Source organism: Photobacterium nomapromontoriensis (assembly GCF_050336815.1).
Taxonomy (GTDB): domain Bacteria; phylum Pseudomonadota; class Gammaproteobacteria; order Enterobacterales; family Vibrionaceae; genus Photobacterium; species Photobacterium nomapromontoriensis.
The window spans coordinates 112,752-129,510 of the sequence record NZ_JAKJSL010000026.1 but is presented as its reverse complement, the minus strand read 5'-3'; the positions used below and the strand labels follow the sequence as shown (position 1 = coordinate 129,510).

Annotated in this window: 14 protein-coding genes and 2 tRNA genes; 6 read left to right on the top strand and 10 right to left on the bottom strand. The window is 45.3% G+C overall.

Translation table 11 applies throughout. From position 1 onward, the window contains the following. Positions 1-504: 504 nt before the first annotated feature. The 6 genes from L4D12_RS11160 to L4D12_RS11135 form a co-directional block, all read right to left on the bottom strand. On the bottom strand, positions 505-1,503 hold the full coding sequence (locus L4D12_RS11160; RefSeq protein ID WP_428447908.1) for a LacI family DNA-binding transcriptional regulator: 999 nt from the start codon (positions 1,501-1,503) through the stop codon (positions 505-507). A 156-nt stretch (positions 1,504-1,659) separates the two neighbouring features. Further along, positions 1,660-2,406 carry a chitin disaccharide deacetylase gene (chbG, locus tag L4D12_RS11155; RefSeq protein ID WP_428447907.1) on the bottom strand — a complete coding sequence of 249 codons (747 nt, stop codon included), beginning with the start codon at positions 2,404-2,406 and terminating at the stop codon, positions 1,660-1,662. A 65-nt stretch (positions 2,407-2,471) separates the two neighbouring features. After that, entirely contained in the window at positions 2,472-3,785 is a 1,314-nt protein-coding gene (locus tag L4D12_RS11150; protein ID WP_428447906.1) for a 6-phospho-beta-glucosidase, read from the bottom strand. 11 nt (positions 3,786-3,796) lie between these two features. Further along, the gene (locus tag L4D12_RS11145) at positions 3,797-4,105 is read right to left on the bottom strand and encodes a PTS lactose/cellobiose transporter subunit IIA (protein WP_428447905.1); all 309 of its coding nucleotides are present in this window, start codon (positions 4,103-4,105) and stop codon (positions 3,797-3,799) included. A gap of 58 nt (positions 4,106-4,163) precedes the next feature. Further along, entirely contained in the window at positions 4,164-5,498 is a 1,335-nt protein-coding gene (locus tag L4D12_RS11140; RefSeq protein WP_428447904.1) for a PTS sugar transporter subunit IIC, read from the bottom strand. Positions 5,499-5,603: 105 nt separating this feature from the next. After that, on the bottom strand, positions 5,604-5,912 hold the full coding sequence (locus L4D12_RS11135) for a PTS sugar transporter subunit IIB (RefSeq protein WP_428447903.1): 309 nt from the start codon (positions 5,910-5,912) through the stop codon (positions 5,604-5,606). A 408-nt stretch (positions 5,913-6,320) separates the two neighbouring features. Here L4D12_RS11135 and L4D12_RS11130 point away from each other — a divergent pair, with 408 nt between their 5' ends. Continuing rightward, on the top strand, positions 6,321-7,601 hold the full coding sequence (locus L4D12_RS11130; protein WP_428447902.1) for a polysaccharide deacetylase family protein: 1,281 nt from the start codon (positions 6,321-6,323) through the stop codon (positions 7,599-7,601). 118 nt (positions 7,602-7,719) lie between these two features. Here the strand turns inward: L4D12_RS11130 and L4D12_RS11125 are convergent. Together L4D12_RS11125 and L4D12_RS11120 are read right to left on the bottom strand one after the other, a co-directional pair. Continuing rightward, positions 7,720-7,806: transfer RNA gene (locus L4D12_RS11125), tRNA-Leu, on the bottom strand. Between the two features lie 141 nt (positions 7,807-7,947). Further along, positions 7,948-8,033: transfer RNA gene (locus tag L4D12_RS11120), tRNA-Leu, on the bottom strand. 254 nt (positions 8,034-8,287) lie between these two features. Between L4D12_RS11120 and L4D12_RS11115 the strand changes: the two genes are divergently transcribed. Further along, positions 8,288-8,782 carry an RDD family protein gene (locus L4D12_RS11115; protein WP_428447901.1) on the top strand — a complete coding sequence of 165 codons (495 nt, stop codon included), beginning with the start codon at positions 8,288-8,290 and terminating at the stop codon, positions 8,780-8,782. Positions 8,783-8,882: 100 nt separating this feature from the next. Here the strand turns inward: L4D12_RS11115 and lptG are convergent, their stop codons facing one another. After that, positions 8,883-9,953 carry an LPS export ABC transporter permease LptG gene (gene lptG, locus L4D12_RS11110; protein WP_428447900.1) on the bottom strand — a complete coding sequence of 357 codons (1,071 nt, stop codon included), beginning with the start codon at positions 9,951-9,953 and terminating at the stop codon, positions 8,883-8,885. Further along, positions 9,953-11,053, bottom strand: coding sequence for an LPS export ABC transporter permease LptF (gene lptF, locus L4D12_RS11105; RefSeq protein ID WP_428447899.1), 1,101 nt, complete (start codon positions 11,051-11,053; stop codon positions 9,953-9,955). Before lptF ends, lptG begins: the two co-directional genes overlap by 1 nt. Positions 11,054-11,247: 194 nt before the next feature. Here lptF and pepA point away from each other — a divergent pair, with 194 nt between their 5' ends. The 4 genes from pepA to L4D12_RS11085 all read left to right on the top strand — a co-directional run bounded on the left by pepA (position 11,248) and on the right by L4D12_RS11085 (position 16,722). After that, positions 11,248-12,756 (top strand): leucyl aminopeptidase, encoded by a 1,509-nt coding sequence (pepA, locus tag L4D12_RS11100; RefSeq protein WP_428447898.1) that lies wholly within the window; start codon positions 11,248-11,250, stop codon positions 12,754-12,756. Positions 12,757-12,803: 47 nt separating this feature from the next. Next, positions 12,804-13,256: a DNA polymerase III subunit chi gene (locus L4D12_RS11095; protein ID WP_428447897.1), complete on the top strand. Its 453-nt coding sequence runs from the start codon at positions 12,804-12,806 to the stop codon at positions 13,254-13,256. A gap of 27 nt (positions 13,257-13,283) precedes the next feature. Further along, positions 13,284-16,145, top strand: a complete 2,862-nt coding sequence (locus L4D12_RS11090; RefSeq protein ID WP_428447896.1) for a valine--tRNA ligase — start codon at positions 13,284-13,286, stop codon at positions 16,143-16,145. 163 nt (positions 16,146-16,308) lie between these two features. Next, the gene (locus L4D12_RS11085) at positions 16,309-16,722 is read left to right on the top strand and encodes a DUF2061 domain-containing protein (RefSeq protein WP_428447914.1); all 414 of its coding nucleotides are present in this window, start codon (positions 16,309-16,311) and stop codon (positions 16,720-16,722) included. Positions 16,723-16,759: the final 37 nt, after the last annotated feature.

The following is a 16,759-nucleotide window of genomic DNA, read 5'->3' as shown; positions in this document are numbered from 1 at the left end:
GCTATAAATAGCGGCTCAATGAAATACTGTATATTCATTACCGAAGTAATGAATGAATTGACTGTGCCGAATCTTACGATTCGATTTGGTCACTCAGTTTCATTGATAATTCTTTTGTTGACTATCATTTCACGAGTGCCCACACAGATTGCATGGTCAAATTGTTAAAGAACAATACTGACTTACGCCACCGGCTAGCGCCGCTGTCCGTATCAGTGAGGTCGCATTATAGAGATATTGATCACATTGGCAATAGTGAAAATGCTTTTTTTTCAAAAAAGATCGCCATCCGTTCAAAACACAACCACTCAGTTAAAAATACGCCCAATCAACGCCTATTGCAGGATTATTCCTTACCTGAGTGAGGGCTAAATCCGATGCAGTAACGACTATATCGTAGTGAAAGATTATGACTATAGAAAAGTAAGCCTCGATGCTTATCTCGGCTTATGGCTTATATAGAGGAGAAATAAATTGAAGAGTACAAGTTCAGAAAACGTTTTGTCAGACAACGACCTTTGTACTGTGCCGTAATCGTATTTCTGCATCAAAACAACGTTCAATTTCAGCACTACGATGCTGAATTTGATCAATCAATAGTTCAACCGCAGTACGGGCCATATCGCTAATCGGGAAATGAACCGCTGTCACCGCTGGGTACAAATTTGCACATAGGTCAATACTATCAAAGCTCACAACTGATAACTGTTCAGGAACAGCAATATGATACTCATTATAAAATTGCACGGCTCCCATCGTCATTTCCTCACTACATGAAAATAAAGCCGTCATATCTGGACGAGACTGATACAAGTGTTTAGCCGCAGAATAACCACTCTTTCGACCATAATCCCCTTCAATCGTAAGCGCGGGATCTAAGACCAATCCAGCTTCCTGCAATGCATCAATATACCCCTGATAACGCAGCGTGCTGCTAGTTCGATTATATGCTCCCTTAATGCACCCTATCTTCGTGTGCCCGAGCGCTAGCAAATGATTGACTGCTATTTTTCCAGCCAGCTGATGGTCAAAAGTAATACAGCGAGCTTCTAGTCCCTCAACAACGCGATCAAGGATTACAAACGGTGTCGGCTCAGTGGCAAGTGATCTTAATTCGTCATCACTTATATGGCGACTATTCAATACATAGCCCTCACAACGTAGATCTCGAAAACGTCGAATTGCCTCGCGTTCCCCTTCTACGCAGTGGTGCCCCTGAGCCGTGATCAAAAATTTATCATGCAAATCAAGCTCAGACTGAACCTTGTCCATCATTTCACCGAAAAAACCACCGGTATAATATGTCACAAGTAATCCTGTCATATTGGTTGATGCTGTCGCTAAAGATCGGGCTATGGCACTAGGTCGGTAATTAAGATCCGCCATAGCTTGCTCAACCTTACGCCGAGTGTCTGAACGGAAAACGCCTTCACCATTAATAATTCGTGAAACTGTTGAGCGATGAACGCCCGCTAAGGCTGCAACATCCTTAATACTAGCCATACATATTCCTTAAGACCTAATACCTAGAAAATGAAAACCACCATAAGCTAGCCTCCATCAAAAAATAACATAAGCCATTGATACAAAAAAATAGCAACTGCCAAATATAGGGGGAAGTTATATAACTAACAGCCGCTATTGAAGTTTCTCATTCAATCAAGCGGAACTAGAGAGCACGGAATAATCCCCGATAACCACACCCAATTGATCAAGCTGCTCTTGCAAATAAGGATCAGTTAAAATAGCCAACTCTTTAGCTCGCTCACGGCTATAACCACTCATCGCAATAAGCGAAGTATCCACATTGGCGGGATGGCACATCACTTCTAGCACATCCACGTCACCATGATGCTGACTAATCAGAGCTAGTAGGCCATCAACACTTAATTCGCTACCATAAAAACGGTCAGTAAAATGATAACGGCAATGAGTGGCTCTAATGTCACTGTATCCCGTGCCTCGTAACGGCACTTGATAATCACGAGCAATATCCTGTATTACCGGTAAAATTTTGGGGTGAGTATGAGCATGATGATGGCTATCAATATGGCTCAAATGTATCCCATGTGAACGAAAAGCCTCTATTTGCGCAACGGCTTCATTGGCTATCTGTTGCTGACAAAATGTCTTTTTCTGTGCAAGCACACTTTTATCTAAAAAGCGTCCATTCTCATCAACTAAACTCTTTGCTCCCTGAGTTAATGGTGTCCCTGCCGTAAAGCGTAAATGTAAGCCCACTTTCAGCTGCGGTGTTGTTGAAGCTAGCGCGATTGCATGTTGTTCCGCTTTCATACCAACCATCAAGGTGGTTGAGCGAACAACACCAGATTGACAGGCCTCAACAATACCAAGGTTAACTCCCGAGGTAAGCCCGAAATCATCGGCATTAAAAATTATATGCATGACATCACCTTATAATAAGAGCAGTAATCAGTCATATATCTGACTACAACCCCTATTTTTAGACTCTACTGGCGAAACTGAGGCAAGTAGTCGTAGTTGGTTTTGATGATATCATCCAAGATTAACTTTGCTCTGGTAATATCAGGTACCAACGGGTTATTTGCCAATGCCATCAAGCCTTTATCATAACCACCATGAACAGCCGCCTCAACGGTAAGCTGCTCATAAGCCTTAACTTGACTGATCAATCCCGTCACTGCGGGGCTTAACTTACCAACCTGCAAAGGCCGAGCTCCCCAACTTCCAATCACGGAGCTGCATTCAATAACGGCATCATCAGGAAGGCTCGCTAGCGTGCCATTATTACGGACATTAACAACGTGAATTGTTTTCAAATCGTTATAAATAGCATCCACTAAATTAAGAGATGCATCTGAATAATAGGCACCGCCCCTTTTCTCCAGCTGTTCCGGTTTCTCTGCAAGCTCTTCATTCTGATAGAGTTCAAAAAGCTCTCGCTCAGTAATCATTACTTGCTCGGCTCGCGTACCTTCATTTAAAGAAGACGCCTTCTCATCTGCCAACATAGCGTCTGGCTGATAGAAATATCGATGATAAGGGCAAGGGATGGCACCCAGAGCCTGCAAAAAGTCAGGGTCCCATGGCTCTTCGCTAATATTTTTCATGGTATAACTAGCACCATCACCCACTTTTTTCAGCACTTCAGCCGTGATGTCTTTTCCATTCAACCAGGCTCTATGAGCCCAAACCAAATGATTTAACCCTGCACACTCAAGCGAAAGTTCGTCAGGTAAGCAATCCATCATCTCGGCAATCATCATTTTCATCGAGACAGGAACATTACATAAACCAATGGTATTAACCTGCGTATATTTCTGCACGGCTTCAGTTACCAACCCCGCTGGATTCGTAAAGTTCAGCATCCAGGCTTTAGGCGCTAGATCTTCAATGTCTTTACAAATATCGAGGATCTCGGGGATGGTACGCAATGCTTTTGCAAACCCGCCAGGCCCGGTGGTTTCTTGACCGATCACATCATATTTCAGAGGGATCCGCTCATCATTGGCACGAGCTTGTAAGCCCCCAACACGAAACTGGGTCATAACGAAATCAGCATTTTCAATTGCCGCTCGGCGATCCATGGATGCCCGGATGACAATATCAGCACCGGCTTTTTCAACCATTCTCCGCGTTAGCGCTTCGATGATAGCAAGCTTTTCCTGACCCGCGTCAATATCCACAAAGTGCATTTCTTTCACAGGAATACGATCGAGTCTTTTTAGTACACCTTCGACCAATTCGGGAGTGTAACTACTCCCACCTCCGATAATGGCTAATTTAAGAGGTGATTTACTCATAATCTTATCCTCTATTTCGCCGTATTGTCGTACACGGTGATCATTTCACTCACCAACTCAAAGGCAAGTATGGTGGTCATAAGATGATCTTGTGCATGCACCATGACCAGTGTCATTTTGATCTTACCTTCACCCTGATCTTCTTCGATCAATTGGGTTTGAGTCAGGTGAGCACGGTTCAAACACTCCTTCGCTTGTTTGAGCAAAGCTTGTGCTTGGGCTTGTTCCTGTTTTTTTACGAGCGATAGCGCTTCATAACACAAGCTACGCGCTTCACCTGCATTTACGATAATTTCCATTACAACTGCTTCTTGATCCATCACTTAACTCCTTAAATGCAAAACAGGGCGGCGGCCTCATCCCCCCCTGAATAAATTTTTATGCTGTCACGCCTGTATCTTGAGGAACGTCTGCCTTTTCTTCAGCTGCTGCAGTACTGGCTTCTTGATCAAGTAGCTGCTTCTCAAACATCTTGAAGAATGGGAGATAAATAAGCAGATCAAGAATAAGCAAGCCTACAACTAAAATCACAGGAGTCAGTGTCCAGCCAGCTCCCCACGATGCCCCAATAAGTGCAGGCGTTGTCCAAGGTGTCGTTGCCACGCCCATTCCAACAAAACCCAAATGAACAGCAATGTACGCAATAATTGCATTGATCACAGGAGCAAAGACGAATGGAACAAATAGCATTGGATTCAATACGATAGGTGTACCAAAAATGATCGGTTCATTTATTTGGAAGAAACCCGGAACCGCACTCATTCGACCCAAACTACGCAAGTGTGCAGAACGGCTGAATGCCATCAGAATAGATAACGCAAGCGTTGCACCTGAGCCACCGATGAAGATATAAAAATCCCAGAACGGCTGAGTGAAAATATTCGGGATTGGCTCACCTGCAACAAACGCATCAATATTGGCACCGATATTCGTCAGGAATATCGGTGACAATAAACCGACAACAATTGCGGCACCATGAATACCAGCAAACCACAAAAGCTGTGATACGATCAGCGCGCCAATGATGGCCGGTAATGAATTGGATGCGCTGATCAGAGGCTTAAACATCTGCATGACTGCGTCAGGGATTAACATGTCATACTGTCCCTGCACAAACAGACTCAACGGATACAGAGTAACGAAGACCACAAGCACAGGAATTAACATTTCAAATGAGCGAGCGATTGCTGGTGGAACCTGCTCAGGCATCCTGATTGTAATATTGTGCTTTTTCAAAAAACGGTATAATTCAACCGCAAAGAACGCACATAAAACAGCAGTAAATATCCCGGTACCGCCCATATGACCGGTTGGTAGCCCACTTTCTCCGGCAGGTGCTGCAACTAACAAGAAACACATTAGAGACAAGCTTGCGCTGGTTATCCCATCCATTTTATATGCTCGAGCCAAACTATATGCTATCCCTAGCGAGACAAATATAGTCATTATTCCCATCGACATATTAAATGGCATCATGATGGTATCAAAATGTTCTTTAGATAAATCAAGCCATGCACGTGCAAATCCATTTTGGGTATCTTCAGCAAATGGAGGGAAAGCAAATATCAGAATAAAACTACCGACAATAATAAATGGCATCGATATAATAAAACCATCACGCATTGCTCTAACATGTTTCTGAGAACCTATTTTTGCAGCTACGGGGGCAATATGTCTTTCGACAATACCCATAACTTTTTCGTAAAAACTCATATGTAAAATCCTTATTTAAATATAAATTTAAATGAATAGATAATGAATGATATTATTTCAAATTTTTACAATAGCCAGATCATATAAATCCAGCTACTCATTATATTATTTCGCCATTAATGAAATAGCCTGATCAAGGACTTCATCACCTTTCATCATGCCATATGCCATAGGAGAGATCGCATCAATCGGCTTTCCATATTGTCTCGCGGTTTTTTTCAATGATTCCAATTGAAATCTAACCTGCGGCCCCAGCAAGCAGACATCAAAATCCTGAATAACATCTTCAAATGTACTAACTGGCAACGCTTCAATTTTGCACTCCATGCCGCGAGCCTCGGCTGCTTTTAGCATTTTCTGAACCAACATACTGGTTGACATGCCTGCGCTACAGCATAATAAAATCTTTTTCATTCCATTCTCCAGTTTTATTTTCACGTTATTTAATCCACATCAAAAGTGTATATAAATATTATAAAAGTAAAAAGCGCAACCGGTTGCATTATCGTGAAGCACTTCTCAGTTTATAAAGTAACATGCGATTTACATATTACAGTAATCGCATTAAAAATATAAGCAAATTATCAATAACCATTAATCAAAATAATTATTCAAAATAAATCACGTGATGTGCGGTATATTTAACCATTAAAAAGGAAATTGTAACTTACAGGCTTTTGGTATATTGATCACAAATATAAAAACACGACTTGCATTTTAAACCGGATTATTTAATCACTAAATAAAGAGAAAATTAATTATCTGCAAAAAACATATCACTACTAATATATCAATCAATTTAACTTTATTTAGAGGAATACCATGAAGAAAAAAACATTGTCAATACTATGTACAAGCGCTCTTCTTGCGACATCAATGAGTATTCAAGCCGCTCCAAAAGGTACAATTTATCTGACATTCGATGATGGTGTAATTAATGCTACCTCACCTGTCATAGATATTCTTAATGATGCAGGAATCAAAGCAACATTCTACATCAATGCTTGGCACCTTGATGGCATTGGTGATGAAAACGAGGATAAAGCCTTAGATTCGTTAAAGTTCTTACTTGATTCTGGCCACATTGTGGGCAATCACAGCTATGATCATATGGTTCACAACTGTGTTGAAACCTTTGGGCCCAATAGTGCAGCAGAATGTAATGCCACTGGTGATCACCAGATAAACTCTTATCAAGATCCTGTCATTGATGCGGCAATGTTCACTAAAAACCTCACCGTACTTCAGCAGCATATTCCTGATATCCAAAGTTACCCTAACTACCAAGCAGAAAGCCTTGCGAGACTGCCATATACCAACGGTTGGCGTGTCGCCAAAGAGTATAAAGGAGACGGCCTGTGCGCAACATCAGACGATTTAAAGCCTTGGGAGCCAGGTTATGTTTGTAACACGGAGAATCCATCAAACAGCGTTAAATCCAGCATCGCTGTACAAGACATTCTTGCCAACAATGGTTACCAAACCCATGGTTGGGATCTCGATTGGGCACCGGAAAATTGGGGGATTGCAATGCCGGCCAACAGCTTGACAGAAGCCGATGCCTTCCTCAGTTATGTCGATGCCGCATTGAATGCTTGTGCTCCCACTACCATTAATCCAATCAACTCAAAAACACAAAACTTCCCTTGTGGCACCCCTCTCCATGCCGATAAGGTCATTATCTTGACCCACGACTTCCTATTTGAAGACGGAAAGCGAGGAATGGGAGCAACAAAAAACCTACCTAAACTTAAAAAGTTCATCAGAATTGCAAAAGAAGCAGGTTATGTCTTTGATACCATGGATAACTATACCCCTGCATGGACAGAAGGTAATAGTTACGCAGCTGGCGATTATGTAAAACATCAGGGGACGATTTACCAAGCAACATCCAGCCATATCGCGCTTGATAACTGGGCTCCATCGGCAACGACCAGCTTATGGACTAACGCTAACCCGATGACTATCTGGGCAACCAATGTAAGCTATGGTGTTGGCGATGTAGTGAACTATATGGGTGATCATTATGAAGTTACAACAGCGCATATATCACAAGCTGACTGGACACCTAATTCAGCACCGACACTTTTTACTGAGTTATAAATATTGGCTAACGAACCAATAAGCGATCATAGACAACAACACCTCAACATCTATCGAGGTGTTATTGTCTGGAAAAACAAAAAAGCCCCGACTTTCGTCGAGGCTTTTTTGTTTAATTTGGTGCCCGGGGTCGGACTTGAACCGACACAGTGTTTCCACCGGCGGATTTTGAATCCGCTGCGTCTACCGATTTCGCCACCCGGGCTGATGCGGCTTATTATACGTATACAAACTTGATACGCAATCACTTTTACTATTGAGCTAACGGCTTGATGATAAAACTCGAATTATCGCCAAACATATACAACAAAGCCTCGACATTCGTCGAGGCTTTGTTGTTTAAATATGGTGCCCGGGGTCGGACTTGAACCGACACGGTTATTCACCGGCGGATTTTGAATCCGCTGCGTCTACCGATTTCGCCACCCGGGCTGATGTGGCTCATTATACGTATCCAAAGGTCATACGCAAGCACTTATCATCAGGATTTTTCGATATTTTTACCAATCGAACCAAAAGTAATCGATAGTAAAAAATGCGCACAACAAACAACCACATCATCACTCGTTACTTGCTATCCATACTCAATAAAACCTCTTATTTCTACGATCTCCCCCCATTCACCCAACTCGCGTAACTTGCTAAACTGCGGGCAGATGCAGATGCCTAACAATTTGGATGAAAAAATGAAAAAAAAGAAACAGCAGGATGTTCATTCCGATAAACAATACCCGAGTCTTTTTCGTCGCCTTGCTGCTTGGTTTTATGATTCGCTAATTATTGCCGCGGTACTGATGCTAGCCGGTGGAGTAGCCATGGGTATCATGGCTGTATTTCTTTCTTTAGGCGTGGTTGATACCACAGGCTATGAAGATGTCAGTGCCTATATGACCCTACACCCAGTTGTCAGTCTTATATATACCGCTTATTTAGCCTTTATCATTATGGGCTTTTATACTTATTTCTGGTGTAAAGGCGGACAAACGTTAGGCATGCGAGCATGGAAACTTCGCCTGCAAAACAAGGACGGCAGTAATATTCGTATCACTCAAGCACTGATCCGGATGGCAACCTCTGCATTTGGACTGGGAAACTTGCTGGCACCGTTTAGTCAGGAGAAAAAAGCCTTCCAAGACATCATGGCGGAATGCGAGATGATTGTCCTGCCCAAAGCCAACTAATCAGATAAAAGTTATCGCGCCATCAGGTATCATGCGAAACTGACGGCCAGGTACTGTTTTCCGATATAAAAAAAGGAGCCACAGGCTCCTTTTTAAATGCTTATAACTTACGCCGCAGCAGATAAATGGTGATAACCAAGAACACCAAACTGGGCCCCAATGCACCAATAACAGGGTGTAATCGATATACGATGCTCATCGGCCCAAACACCTCATTGGAGATATAGAATGCGAAACCAAAGATGACCCCGGAGAGTACCCGTGCACCCATGGTCACAGAACGCAAAGGACCAAAGACAAACGACAGTGCCAGCAACATCATAACGGCAATAGATACCGGCTGTAGCGCTTTACGCCAAAAAGCCAGCTCATAGCGCGCGGCATCCTGCTTTGACTCCTTGAGATAACTCACGTACTCATACACTCCGGACAACGACAATTCTTCAGGCTTCAATGTCACCACCGCCAACTTATCCGGTGTCAAAGCCGTCTCCCAAGGCTCACTCGCTACCTTTTCATTGGTCAGCTGAGTCTCTCCCATATGAGTGATCGTGACATCACTCAGCGTCCAGCCCTGCTGTTCATTATAATTCGCAGATTCTGCAAACGTCGTCTGGGTCAGCTTGTTGTTATCATCAAATTTCCAAATATTGATCGCGTGGAGTTCTTTCTGCTCATGGACCCGCCCGATGTAAATGAAATCATTGTTGTCCTTCGCCCACACGCCCCGTTGCACCGACAACATATTACCGCCGGAAATCCACAATGCCCGCAATTCACGAGCCGCTTTCTGCGCCTCCGGTGCCCCCCACTGCCCCAGCAAGGTAACAAGTAGCATCAAGGGCACAGCGGTTTTCAACACTGACAGGCCAATATCTAATTTCGAGAACCCTGCCGCTTGCATCACCACCAACTCAGAGCTCGATGCCAACATGCCCAGACCAATCAAGGCCCCGAGCAACACCGCCATAGGAAAGAACATCTCTATATCACGCGGAACACTCAGTAATACATAGATCAATGCCTTCCACAGATCATAAGTGCCATCACCCACCTTACGTAGCTGCTCGACGTATTTTATGATCGCCGACAGCCCGACTAAGGTGGACAGTGTCAGCGCCGATGTCGAGATGATCGTCCGGCCAATGTATAAATCCAAAATCTTAAACATTAGCCGCGTCTCCGGTATTTTTCTCTCAGTTTACGAATGGGTAAGGTATCCCAACTGTTTAGCCCAATAGCAACTAACAAGATCACTAGATTAATCGACCAGAGACCAATATAAGAGGGTAATGCGCCATCCTCAACCGCCGATTTACCCGCACTAATAGCCAAGAAGTAAGCCAAGTAAATTAATACCGCAGGTACCAGTTTGGCAAAGCGTCCCTGACGAGGGTTTACCGCCGACAGCGGCACCACCACCATGGTCAGTAACGGGATACAGAGCACCAGAGACATCCGCCACTGAAACTCGGCTTTGGCCGCTAATTCAGGACGCTGCATCAATGGCAAGGTGGGCATCGCATCCCAGTCTCGACTTTTTTCCCGTATAGCACGCTGGCCAATTAAGGCTTGATAGTCATCAAATGTCGTGATGGAGTAATCTAGTTGCGTTGGGATCCCCTCATAGCGAGTGCCTTGTTTCAAATCCAAGATTTGGCGGCCATCTGGCAGCTCACTCACGAATCCTTTATCTGCCACCATCACACTTGGGCGCAAGGTGTCCTGCGCAACAAGTTGAGCGACAAAGACCTTATCTAAACGGCTTCCGCTCTTGGTTATGTCATTGACAAACACAACCCCTTTACCATCAGGTGCGGCCTGAAACTGGCCTTTCACCAGCAGCTCTAACCCAGAATCCGCCTCAACCTGCTCCATCACCTGCTCTGTTTTTTCGACAGACCACGGAGCGAGCCATAAGGCATTGAATGCGGCAAACGTACCCGTAATAATGGCCAGCCACAACGCCGCTTGGATCAGGAATTTATTCCCTATCCCCGTCGCGTTCATGACAGTAATTTCACTCTCCGCATACAAGCGGCCAAAAGTGAGCAAAATCCCGATATAAAGGCTCAATGGCAACATCAGCAACGCCATTGATGGCATATATAGCCCCAATAAGGTCACGATGAGATCACTCGGGATGGAGCCATCAGTTGCATCTGCTAGAATGCGAATAAATTTTTGACTGATAAACACAAGAAATAGCACAAAAAGCACTGCAAATTGGCTCTTTAATGTCTCACGCGTCAAATACCGAACAATAATCACGCTTTATTTACCCATAGAAAACTTGTTTTTTTACTGGAATCACTATAATTTTTCGGTTAATCAGTTATTTTTTAATCTTTCGGTTAATTGTTAACCTGCACTTTAATCCTATACCGAATCTGCGGTCCAGCAAGTAAGTGCGGCATTATCTAACATTTAGCTTTAATTGTCTTTATTAGGATGTAGGAGTACGCATGGAGTTCAGTGTAAAAAGTGGTAGCCCCGAAAAACAGCGAAGTGCCTGTATTGTAGTCGGTGTTTTTGAACCACGTCGCCTTTCTCCAATTGCCGAACAGCTCGACAAGATCAGCGACGGCTACATCAGCTCGTTGCTTCGTCGCGGTGATTTAGAAGGTAAGCCTGGCCAAATGCTGCTACTTCACCATGTACCAAACGTATTATCAGAGCGTGTATTACTGGTTGGTTGTGGTAAAGAGCGCGAACTTGATGAACGCCAATACAAGCAAATCATCAAAAAAACCATCAGCACCCTGAATGAAACGGGTTCAATGGAAGCGGTCTGCTTCCTGACTGAGCTGCACGTTAAAGGGCGCGATACCTATTGGAAGGTCCGTCAGGCGGTTGAAACGACCAAAGATAGCCTGTACACCTTCAATCAGTTCAAGAGCAATAAGCCTGAAACTCGCCGCCCACTGCGTAAACTGGTATTCAATGTACCCACTCGCCGTGAGCTCTCATTGGGTGAACGCGCAATTGCCCATGGTCTAGCGATTGCCTCTGGCGTCAAAGCCGGTAAAGATCTTGGCAACATGCCACCTAACGTGGCCAACCCAGCTTACCTCGCCTCTCAGGCTCGCCGTCTGGCTGACGATTTTGACACCGTCAGCACCAAGATCATTGGTGAGCAGGAAATGAAAGAACTGGGAATGACTTCGTATCTTGCTGTCGGTCAAGGCTCGAAAAACGAAGCCATGATGTCGGTGATCGAATACAAAGGTAACCCAACTTCCAATACGAAACCTATCGTACTTATCGGCAAGGGCCTGACGTTTGATTCAGGCGGTATCTCCATCAAGCCATCTGCTCAGATGGATGAAATGAAATACGACATGTGCGGTGCGGCAACGGTATTCGGTGCTATGAAAGCACTAGCTAAACTGAACCTGCCAATCAATGTGGTCGGCATCTTAGCGGGCTGTGAAAACATGCCTGGTGGCGGCGCTTACCGTCCCGGCGATATTCTTACAACCATGTCAGGTCAAACTGTTGAAGTACTCAATACCGATGCTGAAGGCCGCTTAGTGCTGTGTGATGCACTGACCTATGTCGAGCGCTTTGAACCTGAGTGTGTCGTAGACGTAGCAACCCTAACTGGCGCCTGTGTCGTCGCGCTAGGTAACCACATCAGTGGCCTGCTATCTAACCACAACCCATTGGCTCATGAGCTGATCAACGCGTCAGAGCAAGCCGGTGATCGCGCATGGCGTCTGCCGATGAACGACGAGTATCAAGAACAGCTAGCCAGCCCGTTTGCGGATATGGCTAACTTAGGGAGTCCGGGCGCTGGCACCATCACTGCTGGCTGCTTCCTGTCTCGTTTCGCGAAAAAATACAACTGGGCGCACCTGGATATCGCAGGTACTGCTTGGGTCGGCGGCAAGAATAAAGGTGCAACAGGACGTCCGGTCCCACTGCTAGTCCAATTCCTGCTCAACCGCGCTGGCCTTGAAAACGTCGAATAAGACACTAAACAGGGGCCGAAAGGTCCCTTTTTTATAGAGTAATTGTAATGACTCATGCTACTTTTTATATAATTGATGAACAGCATTTGGCTGCCGATAGTGACTATCAGCTACATTTTGCATGCCATCAAGCAGCCATGAGTTATCGTCAAGGCCACAAAGTTTACCTGCTAGCAGAAAGCAAAATGCAAGCAGAACACATTGATGAGTATTTATGGCAGCAGGATCCTGATAACTTCGTGCCACATAATTTGATCGGTGAAGGCCCTCGAGGTGGTTCACCCATTGAGATTGGCTGGCCCGGACTCAGGCACAGCGGACGCCGTGGGGTACTGATAAATTTGGGGCAAGATACACCAAATTTTGCCGTTACCTTCTCACAAGTGGTAGACTTCGTTCCTTGCGATGAAAAACTTAAGCAGTTGGCACGGGAAAGGTATAAGCAATACCGACAATCCGGTATTCAGCTTCAGACCGCCGCTGCCCCTGATACGCCCTAATTCCACCTAGATCCTTCTAAGAGCGCTATGGAAAAGACATACAACCCACAATCAATTGAACAGGCGCTATATAAGCGCTGGGAAGAGGCCGGTTACTTCAAGCCTCACGGTGATACATCTAAAGATGCTTACAGCATCATGATCCCACCGCCAAACGTCACAGGTAGCCTGCACATGGGCCACGCGTTCCAGGATACCATTATGGATACCCTGATCCGCTGCGAGCGTATGAAAGGGAAGAACACCCTATGGCAAGTCGGTACTGACCACGCAGGTATCGCGACCCAGATGGTTGTGGAACGTAAGATTGCTGCTGAAGAAGGCAAAACTAAGCACGACTACGGTCGTGATGCGTTCATCGACAAGATCTGGGAATGGAAAGCAGAATCTGGCGGTACGATCACTAAGCAGCTGCGTCGCCTTGGCGCATCCGTTGACTGGGATCGTGAACGCTTCACGATGGACGATGGCCTATCTAATGCGGTTCAGGAAGTATTCGTACGCCTTTACCAAGAAGATCTTCTATACCGTGGTAAGCGTCTGGTTAACTGGGATCCGAAACTACACACAGCAATCTCTGACATCGAAGTAGAAAACAAAGATGTTAAAGGTTTCATGTGGCACTTCCGCTATCCACTGGCCGATGGCGTAAAAACTGCCGACGGTAAAGATTACATTGTCGTTGCAACTACACGTCCGGAAACCATGCTGGGCGATACCGGTGTTGCTGTAAACCCAGAAGATCCACGCTACAAGGATCTGATCGGCAAAGACATCATGCTACCGATTGTTGGCCGTCGCATCCCTATCGTGGGTGACGAGCACGCCGACATGGAAAAAGGCACAGGTTGTGTAAAAATCACCCCTGCGCATGACTTCAATGACTACGAAGTGGGCAAGCGTCATAGCCTGCCAATGATCAACATCCTGACCTTCAACGCTGACATTCGTGACAGCGCTGAAGTATTCACTACCAATGGTGAAGAAAGCGATGTATACAGCACTGATCTTCCAGCGAAATACCACGGCATGGAGCGCTTCGCCGCGCGTAAAGCCATCGTTGCTGAATTCGACGAGCTTGGTCTGCTAGAAGAAATTAAAGATCACGATTTAACCATCCCTTACGGTGACCGTGGTGGCGTGGTTATCGAACCAATGCTAACTGCACAATGGTATGTTCGTGCAGCACCTCTTGCTGAGCCAGCAATTGCTGCCGTTGAAAATGGTGATATTCAATTCGTGCCGAAGCAGTACGAAAATATGTACTACTCATGGATGCGTGACATTCAAGACTGGTGTATTTCTCGTCAGCTATGGTGGGGTCACCGCATCCCTGCTTGGTATGACAACGATGGCAATGTCTACGTTGGCCGCAGCGAAGAAGAAGTGCGTGAGCAAAACAATCTGGCTCCTGTGATTGTGCTTCGTCAAGACAACGATGTTCTGGATACCTGGTTCTCGTCTGCTCTTTGGACATTCGGCACCCAAGGCTGGCCAGAGCAAACGGATGATCTGAAAACCTTCCACCCGTCTGATGTACTGGTAACCGGTTTTGATATCATCTTCTTCTGGGTTGCCCGTATGATCATGATGACCATGCACTTCTGTAAAGATGAAGATGGCAAGTCACAAGTCCCATTCAAAACCGTTTACGTTACCGGTCTGATCCGTGACGAAAACGGCGACAAGATGTCGAAATCTAAGGGTAACGTACTTGACCCTATCGACATGATTGACGGTATCGGTCTGGAAGAGTTGGTTGAAAAGCGTTGTGGCAATATGATGCAGCCTCAGCTAGCAGCAAAGATTGAAAAGCAAACACGTAAAACGTTTGAAAACGGTATTGATGCTTACGGTACAGATGCTCTGCGTTTCACTCTAGCAGCAATGGCGTCTACCGGTCGCGACATTAACTGGGACATGAAGCGTCTGGAAGGTTACCGTAACTTCTGTAACAAACTCTGGAACGCAAGCCGTTACGTACTGATGAACACCGAAGAGCAAGACTGCGGTTTTGCCCCAGGTGCAGAGCTTGAGTTCTCACTGGCTGACAAGTGGATCGAATCTCAGTTCGAGCTTGCAGCGAAAGAGTTCAATGCACACATCGACAACTTCCGTCTCGATATGGCAGCAAACACCATTTATGAGTTCATCTGGAACCAGTTCTGTGACTGGTACCTAGAGCTGACTAAGCCAGTTCTTTGGAAAGGCTCAGAAGTACAGCAGCGCGCAACACGCCGCACTCTGATTACTGTGCTTGAGAAGACATTGCGTCTGGCTCATCCTGTGCTTCCTTACATCACAGAAACCATCTGGCAGAGTGTGAAGCCACTGGTTGACGGTGTAGACGGTGACACTATCATGCTGCAGGCTCTGCCTCAGTATGATGACGCCAACTTCAATGCCGATGCGATTGCTGATATCGAGTGGGTGAAAGCCTTCATCACCAGCATTCGTAACCTACGTGCTGAATACGATATCGCACCAAGCAAAGCGCTAGACGTGATGCTGAAGGTTGCTGATGAGAAAGATGCGGCCCGTATTGAAGCAAACCGTACGGTTCTGATGTCACTAGCGAAACTTGAAGGTATCAAGGTGCTAGCGAATGGCGAAGATACACCAGCATGTGCAACTGCACTGGTTGGCAAATCTGAGCTAATGATCCCAATGGCAGGTCTGATCGACAAAGATGCTGAGCTGTCTCGTCTAGCGAAAGAAATCACTAAAACAGAAGGTGAGATCAAGCGTATCGCTGGCAAGCTAGGTAACGAAGGTTTCGTGGCTAAAGCCCCTGAAGCGGTTATCGCTAAAGAGCGCGAAAAGCTAGATGGCTACAAAGAAACACTGGTGAAACTGGCTGAGCAGCAAGCGACTATCGCTGCGCTATAATCCGTTCGCATGAGATGAAAAAGGCTGCCTCAAGGCAGCCTTTTTTTATCCCTCCGCAAAACAAGATAATCCATCGTCAAAAGCTATCAAATAAATCACCCTTACCAATTGCAAATGATAATAATTATCACTACTATAAAATTATCCAATTGAGGGACACATGATGAAAAAAACCATTAGCTTTGCCGTTATCCACTTTACCGTTGCATTTACCGTTGCCTACCTACTGACAGGCGATATTCTGCTCGGTAGTCTGATTGCGATGATCGAGCCAATGGTTAACACCGTCGCATTTTATTTCCACGAAAAAGCATGGCAGACCCAGATCCTTAAAAAATCACACTTTAGTGCTCCTGCCAGCAAAACAATCAGCTTTGCTGTGGTTCATTTCAGTGTCGCGTTCAGTGTGGTTTATCTTCTCACTGGTGACATCTTAATTGGCAGCGTAATGGCGATGATTGAGCCATGTATCAATACAGTTGCCTACTATTTCCATGAGCGGATATGGCAGCGTAAAGAACAACATGAAAGCAAAAGTCCATGCTCAATATACGATGCCATAAACTGCCACCACTAATAGTCATTAGGATAAGTCAAAAATCCGGTACGACGAG